Source organism: Pseudomonas putida group bacterium ESBL64 (assembly GCF_045277175.1).
GTDB classification, from domain to species: Bacteria; Pseudomonadota; Gammaproteobacteria; order Pseudomonadales; family Pseudomonadaceae; genus Aquipseudomonas; species Aquipseudomonas alloputida.
Genome location: NZ_CP145799.1, coordinates 1,098,679 through 1,110,916 on the forward strand (window position 1 = coordinate 1,098,679; position 12,238 = coordinate 1,110,916).

Here is a 12,238-nt window from a genome sequence, read left to right on the forward strand (position 1 = left end):
TGACCTTGCCCGACCGTTTTTGCCAGGAAACCACACATGCCTGCGTCCCGTTGCACCGCACGCGCCGTATTGCCCGTGCTCGCCTTGTTCGGCCTCAACCCACTGTCACTTGCCATCGCTGAAACACTGCCTGCCGAAAACTCGGTACTCACCCTCGGCGCGGTCAATGTGACCGGCACCGACAGCGGCCCCCTGGCCACAACCAGCGTGCTCAGTTCGGTGGATATTCTGGGCGGTGACATCCTCGAGAAGATGCCAGTTGCCTACAGCTGGGAGCTGTTTCGCCGGGCACCGGGGGTGATGCTCACCGAGTTCAACCAAGGCACCACCTCCGGCAAGCTCTCGTTCCGCGGTTTCAATGGCGAAGGCGAAATCAACGCCGTGAAACTGATGATCGACGGCATTCCCAGCAACACCAATGACGGCAACATGCCCTTCATCGACTCGGTGTTCCCCATGGACATCGACAGCATCGAGGTGGTGCGCGGCACCAGCGACCCGCGCTATGGCCTGAACAACATTGCGGGCAACGTCAACATCAATACCCGTACCGGCGGCAACTACAACAAAGCGCGCATGCGTTATGGCAGCTTCAACACCCGCGAGGTGCAACTGGCCAAGGGCATCGAGACCAGTAACTGGACGCAGAACTACTTCTTCGCCCGCCAGCAGGTCGACGGCTACCGCGACCATGCCGACACCGAACGCTACAGCTTCGGCGGTAAATGGTTCTACACCCCGGACGATGGCAACTACCGCGTGGGCCTGATCGCCCGCCATTACGAGTCCGAAGCGCAGGAGGCCGGCTACCTGACCGAGGACAACGCCCGCCACCACCCGCGCATGAGCAACGACTACAACGCCACGGACAAGGGCACGCGGCGGATGAACCAGGTCAGCCTGCATTTCGATACCGAACTGGCGCAGACCCTGTCTTGGTCCGCCAGGACCTACGTCAACACCTTTGACGACCGGCGCTGGACCCAGTACTGGAGCAGCAGTTCGCAGCAGGAACGCGACACGTACGAAACCCAGTACGGCGCCATTACCTCGCTCACCTGGCGCCCGCAGGTCGACTGGCTGCATGCCTTCGCCCTGGAAGGCGGCAGCGATATCCAGAAGCAGGAAAACCGCAGCGAACGTTACCGCACGCTCAACCGCGTGCGGCAGGCGCAAACCCGCGACCAGCGTTACGACTTCAACACCGTGGGGGCCTATGTGCAGGCGGAGATCGAACCGGTCGAATCGCTGAAGATTGTCCCGGCGTACCGTGTGGACAGGATCAGCGGTGACTTCACCAACGAGATGACCGGCCTGGATTACGACATCAACGACTACGGCCTGATCAAACAGCCCAAGCTCAGCGTGGTCTATTCACCCTGGAAGGTCGCCAGCGTCTATGCCAATTGGGGCAGAACGTTCCAGGTGGGTACGGGCGCGGCCGCCTACAAAGTACCACCGCGCAACGAAGACCTTTCTCCGTCGATCAACGAAGGCTGGGAAACCGGTGTCAAGTTCACGCCAGCCGGTTGGGTCGATGGCCGCTTCGCCTATTGGCGCCAGGACGCCACGGGCGAGGTCAGCCGCCGTCTGAACGACCCCAGCGGCGAGTCGGACAACGTCGGCGAGACACGCCGCTGGGGCTATGACCTGCAGGTTAACCTGCACCCGGACGCACGCACCGAGATGTGGATGTCCTATTCCTGGCAGTACTCGAAAATCCTTGAGCCCAGCAGTGCCTTGCCAGCCAGCAAAGGCAAGGAAATCGACCACGTGCCGCATCACCTGTGGAACACCGGCATCAGCTACCAGGCCACCCCTGCCCTGCAATTGACGGCCTGGATGAATGGCCAGACCCACTACTACCTGGAACGCGAGAATACCCAGGGCCGGTATGGCGGTTACGTACTCACGAACCTTGGCGCGACGTACAAGGTCACCGAAGCGATGAGTGTCGACCTGCAGTTGAAGAACCTCACCAACCGCTACTATGAGTACGTGTGGTACGACCCGGATGGTGCGGAGGCTTCCCTGCACGCCCCGGGTGACGGTCGTGCGCTGTATGCCGGCGTGACGTTCGACTTCTGAAAGTCTGCACGTTGGTCGGCGCCAGTGGCTCGGGCAACGCCCTCAGTGGCCTTGGCTTGCTCGACCGCTTGTTGGCCGTCGCGATCAATTGGCTTTCGAAGTGCCGGAAAACACGCTATGTTCGTGATTGAACTTGCGAGGGGAAACTGTGTAGCCAAGGCAGCCTTCGATCAAGAAAAGGATCCGCGCAACGACGTGAAATACGGGAAGCGTCGCAGGTGCCGTAACCGTGGCGATAACCTGTGCTGCACTGCCACTACTTACCGCAACGCTTTCTGAATCCAGCAATCGAACAGGGCGAAGGGCATCACATGTGAACGCCAGGAGGCTTTTCCAGGACGCCGTCAAAGTGCCAGAATCCGCTACCGGTCACATGCGGCGGCGCCAGCCATGACAAACCTTGATCCCGGCGATGAAGTAGCCTACTCCGTACGGAGGGATCGGCTTGAACAGCTGTTTGTCCAGTCGGCGCCCGCTGTGCTTGGCAGCTTCCTGGCCGCCGTCATGCTGTGCTGGTTGGGCTGGGAGCGTTTCGACCCGCAAAGGGTCATCGTGTGGATGACGTTATTGGGCCTGTCGACCGGCGTGCGTACCGCCATGTTCTTCGCCTATCTGCGAGCACCGGCCAACCAGCGCACGGCCGAACGCTGGGAGTGGCGTTACTGGGTCACGCTGATGCTGTCGGCGGCTATCTGGGGCTGGGGCGCCTTTGCCGTAATGCCCACCGACGACGCGCTGGGGCAGACGCTGATCATGTTGTTTGCCGTCGGCATGTCTGTCAGCGCGGTGTCGTGTTACTCCTCCTACCGCAACATGACCCTGGTGTCGATGGGCCTGGTCTTGCTGCCTTCTACAGGCTGGCTACTGTTGCAACCTTCTACGCTGCAACAAGGGATAGCCTTGGCGGTGCTGGTGTTCGCCTGGTTCGTGGTCAGCGCGACGCAAAGCCTGTCCTCGGCATTGACGACGGCCTGGCGCCTGAAACACGAAATGCAACGCGCGCATCGGCTTGCCATGGTGGCCTCGTGCACGGACGAACTGACCGGCCTGAACAACCGACGTGCTTTTTTCGACAACGCTTCGGCGCAGCACGCCCAGTGCAGGGATGCGGGTACATTCATGGCCGTGTTGATGCTGGACGTCGACCATTTCAAACAGATCAACGACACGTTCGGGCATGCCGCAGGCGACCAGGTGCTGCAGCGCATCGGTGCAGCGATCAGTGCCAGCCTGCGTGACAACGACATTGCCGGCAGGCTGGGCGGCGAGGAGTTCGCCATCCTGCTGCCCAATACGCCGCCAGACACGGCGATTGAGGTTGCCGAGCGCCTGCGGGCCCTGATAGCCAATCTGCGTGTGAATGATGAACACCCGGTCACCGCAAGCATAGGTTTAGCGTTCGCGAAGGCCCCTGCCTCTGAGCTCGGCGCCTTGCTCAGCAGTGCAGACAGCGCCATGTACCTTTCCAAGGTATCGGGCCGTAACCGGGTCACGGTCGCCGAACCGGAGCAGGAGGCATTGCGCGAGCAGCACTAGCCCATCCAAAGAATGGCTATGCAGGGTCCTGGGCCACGGCGTCACCCGGGGCTGGGCGCAGCGTGCGCACGGCATCGTCAAACAGGTGTAGGTTGGCATGGGCCTGCAGCCGTTGCGGCAAGCGTGCGTTGGCAATCGAACCCCGCAAGTCGTGCCAATGCTGAACAAGTTGTTGCAGTTATTGAAGAAAATCTACCGAGACTGACTCCGTCTGCCCAGCGTGGTGAAATCCGATCGACCTGTTGCGCCTCTTTGACGTCCCAAGAAAGCACCTTGGCAAATCACCCCAGAGGCGAGGTACTCATGAACGACCGCATCATCGCGTTTTTCACCGAAACCACCCTATTCGGCATCTCCATTCTCAATCTGCTGGTGGCGCTGACAGTCGCCACCGTAGTTTTCCTGGTCGCCCGTGCCGCCATCAGTTTCCTGATGCGCCGGGTACGGCGCTGGTCCGAACACGAAGGCCCATTGAGCCAGATAATGGCCAAGGTGCTTTCCGGCACCAGCAACGTTCTGTTGTTGCTGGCCTCATTGCTGGTAGGCCTGAGCATGCTCGACCTGCCCGAGCGCTGGCTGAGCAGGGTCAGCAGCCTGTGGTTCGTGGTCGCTGCCTTGCAGATTGGCCTGTGGGCCAACCGCGCCATCGGCTTGGGCCTGAGCCGCTACTTCGCCCGCCACCGTACCGACGGCCTGAACCAGGGCAGCGCACTGGCAACCCTTTCGGCCTGGGGCGCGCGGGTCCTGCTGTGGTCAGTCGTAGTGCTGGCGATGCTGTCGAACCTGGGGGTGAACATCACCGCCTTCGTCGCCAGCCTTGGCGTGGGCGGCATCGCGGTGGCGCTGGCTGTGCAGAATATCCTTGGCGACCTGTTCGCTTCGTTGTCGATCGCCGTGGACAAGCCGTTCGAGATCGGTGACTTCATCGTCATCGGGCCCCTGGCGGGCACCGTTGAGCACGTCGGCCTCAAAACCACACGCATCCGCAGCCTCGGCGGCGAACAGATCGTCATGGCCAACGCCAGCATGATCAGCAGCACCATCCAGAATTACAAGCGCCTGCAAGAGCGTCGCATCGTGTTCGAGTTCGGGCTTTCCTACGACACGCCCACCGAGGCCGTGAAGAAAGCGCCAGCCATCGTAGAAGACGCCATCAAGGCCCAGGAGCAGGCGCGTTTCGATCGCGCTCACCTGCGCGGCTTCGGCAAAGAGGCGCTGGAGTTCGAGTGTGTCTACATTGTCCGGGACCCAGGCTACAACCTTTACATGGACATTCAGCAAGCGATCAACTTCAGGCTGCTGGAGCGGTTCTCGCAAATCGGCGCCAAGTTCGCCGTGCCGGTGCGCGCAATCAAGGTCACGGCATTGCCAGAGGCCGCCGGCCTGCATGGCCAGGCTCGCGAAGGCCTGAGCATCAGGGGCGCTTGATGCTGGCAACCTGCCCGGCTCGCCAGATAGGTCCGCCGCAGGGCGTGCACATGCGCACGCCCTGCCCGCGCTGAAACGCTATTTCAGCGCCGCGATGAAGCTGTCTTTCAGCACCTCGAGAAGGAAGTCCGCATTGGTCCGGCTGAAAATCATCGAAGGGCGCATTTTCAGCACGTTGTCATGCGGGCCTTCGGTGCCGATCAACACGCCGCGCTCCCGGGCACCATCAGCCACTTTTCTGGCCAGGGCCGTGGCTGGCGTCTTTGACTTGCGGTCAGTGACCAGCACGATGCCGAGGAACAGGCCCAACCCGCGCACATCACCAATCACGTCGAACTGCTGCTGAAGCTTGCGCAAACCCTCGAGCAGGTAATGGCCGACACTCAAGGCGTTTTCTTTCAACTGGTCGCGCTCGATTGCATTGAGTACCGCCAGGCCTACCGCGCATGACACTGGGTTACCGGCGAAGGTATTGAAATACTCCATGCCGTTGTTGAAAGCATCGGCAACCTCGCGCGTGGTCACTACCGCCGACATCGGGTGGCCGTTACCAATGGGTTTGCCCATGCTGACGGCATCCGGGACCACGCCCTGGGTCTCGAATGCCCACCAGTGGCTGCCGACCCGGCCAAACCCGACCTGAACCTCATCGGCCAGGCACAGCCCACCTTCGGCACGCACCATGGCGTACACCTCCTCAAGGTAGTGTTCGGGCAAAAACACCTGCCCCGCCACGCTGGGGATCGATTCGGCAATGAAAAACCCGGGGCGCTTGCCTGCCTTGCGCATGGCATCCAGCTGCTCTGCCACCGACTCGGCAAAGCGCTTGCCGTGCGCTTCCACGGGCCAGTGCTCGGGGGCGTAGTAGCTGTCCGGGACCACGGCCTCGTAAACATGCGCCGCCCTGCCCTTGCCCGCCTTGCGCTTGTACTTGTAAGGGCTCAGATCGATCAGTTCCTGAGTGGTGCCGTGGTAGGCCCAGTCCAGCACGATCGCCTGATCACTGCCTGTGTAGTTGCGCGCCATACGCAGCATCAGGCTGTTGGCCTCACTCCCCGAGCAGCCAAAGGACGCTACGCAAAGGCCCTTGGGCAAAGTGCCGGTCAGGCGCTCGGCGTATTCGACGATGTTGTCGTGCAGGTAGCGGGTATTGGTGTTGAGCAGCGCAGCCTGGCGGGTCAGGGCTTCGACCACGTCGGGATGACTATGGCCCAGGTGGCACACGTTGTTGAAGCAGTCCAGGTAGGCCCGCCCGAAGTTGTCGATCAGCCATACGCCATCACCGCGCACGAACTTGATCGGGTCGGTGTACGAAATGGACAGGTTGGGTAGCAGCAGTTCCTTGCGCCTGGCAATGATCTGGGCCTTGGTCATCCCCTGCTGGCTGTAGGTCTCTGGCGGGATACCGGCCAGGGCCGAGGCATCGGGGAACAGGTCGGCCCACGCTTCGCGGTATGCGGGCTCACCCACGCCAATGACCTCGCACGCGCGCAACTGGGTATCGGTGACCAACTGCAGATGCAGGTGGGGAATCCAGCCGCCGTTCTCGTGATCGCTGCCCATGTAACCGACGAGGTCGCCCGCTTCGAGCTTGTCACCGGCCTTCAAACGGCTGAGCGCCTCGTGGGCCATGTGCCCCCACAGTGTCAGAAATGGCGGGCAACCGGGCGGGGTGTGCTCGAGCATCACCAGGCCGCCATAACCCAGCGGGTCTGGCTCAACCTCGACGCTTCTGACGGTGCCGGCAATCGGTGCGTACAACGGCGTACCCGCTGGCATCAGCAAATCTACCCCCACATGCAGGGTCCGGTGCTGCCCCTTGATGAAGCGAGACTCAAAGGCGCTGTCGGTATAGACGGCACGTACCTCGCCCCATGGCCCGATGCCCAGCGGGGCCTTGTGCGCGGCAGAGCATTCATTCCACCACCGCGTCGCATCTGCAGGGCGCTGCTGGGCCGAGGCAATGGTCATCTCATGGCTGGCATCGCCAAACGGCGCGATGACCTTGTCGAGAATGGCGGCTGACGGGCGCACCAGGTCGGCAAACGACTTGTGGTTGTCGGCAATCCAGCGGCGGACTTCCCCCGCACCTTCGATGGCATCGAAACCACAGGCCTTGCGCAAAATGCCGGTGGCCAACCGTGGGTTCATCGAATCGAGCTGTTCCAGTAGACGCCAGGCAGGTGCTTCACTGATCGCCAGGTAGGGGTTGTCGTCGGTCTGGTCCTGCCGGGAAGCGGAGAACGTGACGCTGATGACCAAGCGCATGGCTATCAGGTTGAACAACACATCAAGTTCTTGCGCTTGCAACGGGTACTTCTCATGGAAGCCGGCCACCAGCGCAGCCGCAGCGCCGATCGGGTCGTCCATGTCGAGAATGGCGTAGGCGCTGGCGATTGCGACCTCGGCAATCAGAACGGTGTGCACGGCATCGCCAAAATCGATGAAGCCAGTCACGTTACCGGCCGTTTCGGCATCGACCAGGATGTTCCAGTCGTTGGCATCGTTGTGGATCACCTGGGCCCGAAGGGACGCCAGTTCAGGCTGTACCGTCTGCTCGAACCGGGCGATGAAGCGCTCGGCAACGGCCCGGCGATCAGGGTCCTTGATGCAGTGCAGCCGCGAACGGGAGCGCGCAGCATGGCGTAAGTCCCAGTCCAGGTCGCGGACTGCGCCCGGGTGCATGAAGCCCTGCAGCGCACGGTCAAGTTCACCGAGTGCCTGGCCGAAGTTTCTCATCAGCGCCAGGGAGCGTCTGGCCTTGGCAAGTGGCGTGCCGGCCAGCCAGCTGACCAGGCGCACAGCGTGCTGTTCACCGGTGCTGCTGGCCACAGACGGCAGGTAGTCGCCCGTCACGCTGGCCCGCAGGTGTGGTACGCCCAAATGCGCGCCATGCACGGCCAGGTGGTCGAGTAGCGCGGTTTGAAACTCGCTTTCTACCCTGGGCTCGCTGGCATTGACGATTTTCAGTATCCAGCCTGCGTCTACGCCCGTATCCAGCCGGTAATTGCGATCACGTTCCCCATCCAAGGGCGTTGCAGTGCCGGTGACATTGAAGAAATCTTTTGCAAGGCCCTCTGCATCGCTTGCCGAAAACCGAGGTGCCGGGTGGGAAAGGTCTGTCATATCATCAGGTTCCGAGCGCGCTGATTGTTTTTCAATAGCTTGTCATGCGCCGCCGAAACGGACACCCTGCATACGGTCGGGCGCAACAGGCATTATGCCGGTTCCGACCGGCATAATGACGGCAAGCTTATCAAGGGGCTGCAATGCGTGACCTGGACGCTAAAGATCGTGAGATTCTTGAGGTACTTTCGAAGGACGCGCGTATTGCGCTCAAGGCGTTAGCCGGCCGCATAGGCCTTTCCCGAAGTGCCACCACCGAGCGTGTCGCCAACCTTGAACGCAGCGGAGTCATTCGCGGTTATCGCGCTGACATCGGCGAAATAGACGCCAACGTGATACGCGCGATCTTGCTGGTTACGTTGCAGCGTACGCCTGCCATGGGGCTGCTCGACCAGTTGGCAACGGACGCGCGCGTACGGCGGGTGTCGTCGGTGAGCGGTCAGCTTGACCTGGTGGTTGAAGTGGAGACCCGAACGATCGACGACCTCAACCAGGTACGCGACAACGTGGCACGTCACGAATCAGTGGATGACATTACCACGTCGGTAGTCCTGCGCCGTGATATCGACCGCCAGGGCGCCTGATACCTGCAGAGGCAGTAGACAGGCCGTACTTACCCAAGCCTCACAGGTGTCGAAGCACGCCCTGGATCTCGCGAACGACCTGCCGCGTTGCCTCGTCGACGGTCCCTTCATTGCGGCACAGCACCCAGCCTTGCTCCGCAACCGCACGCTCGAACGCCTCGGTACAGGCAACCTGTTCATCCAGGTTATGGATCACCGTACTGCCCAGCCCACGCGTGCGCGCCGCGGCCCTCGCCCATGAGGTTTCAGGCGTTGTGACAACCCCGACATGCAAATCGGGCACTTGCACGTTTCGTTCGAGGTTCAGGCGCAGGATCTTGTCAAACGGCACTGTGCGGCGAAACGCAGCGTCAGAGGGGTACCAGCGATCAATCAGGATGATGCTGTCAGCGGGCTGCCTGGGCAGTACATGTCGGGAAATCCAGGCGCGGCTTTCAGCGAAGCGCTCGCAAACCTTGAACTCAAGGTCCTGGCAAGGGCTTCTGGAAAGCTGGTTGACCAGGGCCATGGTCTCGCCCCGGTGAGGATCATTCTTTCTTTCGCAAAGGCGGATCACCTTGTTCCCGTCCAGCCGTAACGCTTGAGTGACGGCCTCCAGCAGCGTGGTCTTGCCGGTCCCCTTGGGCCCATCGAAGGAAATAAACAGCGGGCGGTTCATCTTGCAATACCAGTTGGCTCAAGCCCGGGATAAGACCATTGATCGTAGCTGCCTTCAAGCGATTCTCGACGGGAGTACATCCGTACTCCACGCTGTGATCAAAGCATTGCCTTGGGAATGGACCGGCATTGCCCGACCCGCCATCCCCAAGGCGTGCAATGCCTGCTAGGCTGACGGACGATGGCGGACCTGCAGCCCGCCTCCCCTTACCCACAGGCACGGGCCAATGACCTACAACCCCCACGTTAACCTGACCAACTGCGACCGGGAGCCCATCCAGATTCCCGGGAGCATCCAGCCCCATGGCTGCCTGCTGGCCTGTGATGCCTCGGCGACCGTAGTGCTGCGCCATTCGGTCAACGCCCCACAGATGCTGGGTGTAGCAAACGATATCAATGGTCAGAAACTGCACGCGGTGCTGGGTGACGAGGTCACGCATACGCTTCGCAACGCACTTGCCCGTACCCGGGATGCCTCGCGGCCCGCGCTCAGTTTCGGCGTGACGTTGCCCAACGGCGCGGCCGTCGACATCGCCGCCCACTTGTACAAAGGCACGGCAATCCTCGAATTCGAGCCCGCCGGGGCGAGCATCGCCGAACCGATCGAGCTGGCCCGCACGCTGATTGCCCAACTGCGCGAAATCGACCAGACCCACAAGCTGTTCCGCGACGCCGCCCGCTTTGTCAGGGCGGTGCTCGGTTACGACCGGGTGATGATCTACCAGCTGGGAGCCGACGGTGCCGGCAAGGTGGTTGCCGAGTCCAAGCGTAGCGACCTCGAAAGCTTCATGGGCCAGTACTTCCCCGCCTCCGATATCCCCCAGCAGGCCCGCGCGCTCTACCTGCGCAACCCGATCCGGGTAATCTCCGACGCCCAGTTCAATACGGTCGCCATCAACCCGGTGCTCGACCCCTCGGGCGAACCGCTCGACCTGTCCTACGCGCACCTGCGCAGCGTCTCGCCGATCCATTGCGAATACCTGTGCAACATGGGCGTGGGCGCCTCGATGTCGATTTCCGTCATCGTCAATGGCGAGCTGTGGGGAATGATTGCCTGCCATCACTACGCACCGCGCACGCTGGCCATGGGGCAACGTGTGGCCGCCGAGATGTTCGGTGAGTTCTTCTCCCTGCATATCGAGACCCTGCGTAGCCGGCAAAAACTCGAAGCCGCCGTGCGCATCCACAAAGCCCTGGACAGCCTGCTGCGCGACGCCAACCAGGCGGCGGACATTGATGGGTTCTTCCACGCACGCCTGCCCCGGTTGATGTCGCTGATTCCCTGCGACGGCATCGGCATGTCGCTGCTAGGCCGCTGGTCGTGCGCAGGGCTGGCGCCGCCCCAAACGGCCGTGCCTGATCTGCTGCGCCTGGCAGACATGGTCAGCGAAGGCCGAATCTGGGCGTCCAATCGCCTGTCGACGGTGCTTCCGTCGGCCCAGGCGTATTTTAATGATGTGTCGGGTGTGCTGATCGTCCCGATGTCGCAACACCCAAGGGATTACTTGATCTTCTTCCGCAAGGAGGTGGTCGAGACACTCGATTGGGCCGGGGACCCGAACAAGACCTATGACAGCGGCGCGTTGGGCGACCGCCTGACGCCCCGCAAGAGCTTCGCCATCTGGAAAGAAACCGTTCACCAGCAGTCGCTACCCTGGACCGAGCAGGACCGCCAGTTTGGCGATGCCATCCGTACCGCTATCGTCGAAGTGGTGCTGCACAACAGCGAACTGCTCGCCAGTGAACGCGCCAAAGCCGACGTGCGCCAGCGCATGCTCAACGAAGAGCTCAACCACAGGGTCAAGAACATCCTGTCGCTGATTGGTGCACTGGTTGCCCATCCGACCCCGGAAAGCCAGACCCTGCAGGACTATGTGGCAACGCTCAAAGGGCGTATCCAGGCCTTGTCGTTGGCCCATGACCAGGTGGTGCGCGGTGACGGTGGCGGGCGCCTGGCGAAGCTGCTGGAGGCCGAGCTTTCTCCCTATCGCACGGCTGCCGACGTGATCGAGTTGCAGGGCCCGAACGTCATCCTCGATGCGCGCGCGTACTCGGTCATGGCCCTGGTGCTGCACGAACTGGCCACCAACGCGGCCAAGTACGGTGCGCTATCGCGGGCTGGCGGCAAGCTTTCGGTGAGCTGGGCAATCGACGCCACCAACGCTTGTGCCATCAGTTGGCGGGAAAGTGGTGGGCCAACGGTACGCCCGCCCAGCCGCAGCGGCTTCGGTACGGTGCTGATCGACCGCAGCATCCCGTTCGACCTGGGTGGCACCAGCGCGGTGGAATATCACCCCGAAGGCCTGCAAGGCTTTTTCAGAATCCCGGCCAAGCACCTTTCCGTAGCCGAAGCGGCAGTAACCGCTCTCCCGGCCACGCCTATGGCCCGTGCAAACGGTGCGTTTGCAGCGCGCTCGGGTTTGTGTGTGCTGATACTCGAGGATCAACTGGTAATTGCAGTAGGCCTGGAGCAAATTCTCAACGATGCGCAAATCGAGGACGTGATCACCGCCAGCTCCGAGGACCAAGCCATGCAACTGCTTGGTAGCCACAAACCGGACGCGGCAATACTGGATGTCAACCTGGGCACCGGAACCTCCATTTCCGTAGCCGATGAACTGGTTCGCCGGCAGGTCCCGTTCCTCTTTGCCACCGGCTATGGCGACGGCATCAGCATTCCCGAGCACTTGCAGCATGTGCCCGTCACGCGCAAGCCTTATGACGCCAATGCCATTCTGGCCAGCCTGCAAGGCCTGCTTGAGCTGGGGTGAATGGGATACAGAAGCAGCCTTGTATTGCGAAAAGGCCCGTAAAGCCGA

The 12,238-nt window shown here is 61.8% G+C and carries 7 protein-coding genes; 5 read left to right on the top strand and 2 right to left on the bottom strand.

From position 1 onward, the window contains the following. Window positions 1-36 precede the first annotated feature (36 nt). The 3 genes from V6093_RS04960 to V6093_RS04970 all read left to right on the top strand — a co-directional run bounded on the left by V6093_RS04960 (window position 37) and on the right by V6093_RS04970 (window position 5,052). Window positions 37-2,088 (top strand): TonB-dependent receptor, encoded by a 2,052-nt coding sequence (locus tag V6093_RS04960; protein ID WP_406669724.1) that lies wholly within the window; start codon window positions 37-39, stop codon window positions 2,086-2,088. A gap of 477 nt (window positions 2,089-2,565) precedes the next feature. Further along, entirely contained in the window at window positions 2,566-3,624 is a 1,059-nt protein-coding gene (locus V6093_RS04965) for a diguanylate cyclase (protein WP_144000569.1), read from the top strand. 303 nt (window positions 3,625-3,927) lie between these two features. Then, window positions 3,928-5,052 carry a mechanosensitive ion channel family protein gene (locus V6093_RS04970; RefSeq protein WP_004374895.1) on the top strand — a complete coding sequence of 375 codons (1,125 nt, stop codon included), beginning with the start codon at window positions 3,928-3,930 and terminating at the stop codon, window positions 5,050-5,052. Between the two features lie 78 nt (window positions 5,053-5,130). Here the strand turns inward: V6093_RS04970 and V6093_RS04975 are convergent, their stop codons facing one another. After that, complete coding sequence (locus tag V6093_RS04975) at window positions 5,131-8,178, bottom strand: aminotransferase class III-fold pyridoxal phosphate-dependent enzyme (RefSeq protein WP_406669725.1); 3,048 nt, start codon at window positions 8,176-8,178, stop codon at window positions 5,131-5,133. Window positions 8,179-8,321: 143 nt separating this feature from the next. Between V6093_RS04975 and V6093_RS04980 the strand changes: the two genes are divergently transcribed. Then, on the top strand, window positions 8,322-8,762 hold the full coding sequence (locus V6093_RS04980; RefSeq protein WP_004374903.1) for an Lrp/AsnC family transcriptional regulator: 441 nt from the start codon (window positions 8,322-8,324) through the stop codon (window positions 8,760-8,762). A 40-nt stretch (window positions 8,763-8,802) separates the two neighbouring features. Here V6093_RS04980 and V6093_RS04985 read toward each other — a convergent pair whose 3' ends face one another. After that, complete coding sequence (locus V6093_RS04985; protein WP_047602653.1) at window positions 8,803-9,420, bottom strand: dTMP kinase; 618 nt, start codon at window positions 9,418-9,420, stop codon at window positions 8,803-8,805. Between the two features lie 226 nt (window positions 9,421-9,646). Here V6093_RS04985 and V6093_RS04990 point away from each other — a divergent pair, with 226 nt between their 5' ends. Continuing rightward, entirely contained in the window at window positions 9,647-12,190 is a 2,544-nt protein-coding gene (locus V6093_RS04990) for an HWE histidine kinase domain-containing protein (protein ID WP_047602652.1), read from the top strand. The last annotated feature ends 48 nt before the right edge of the window (window positions 12,191-12,238 follow it).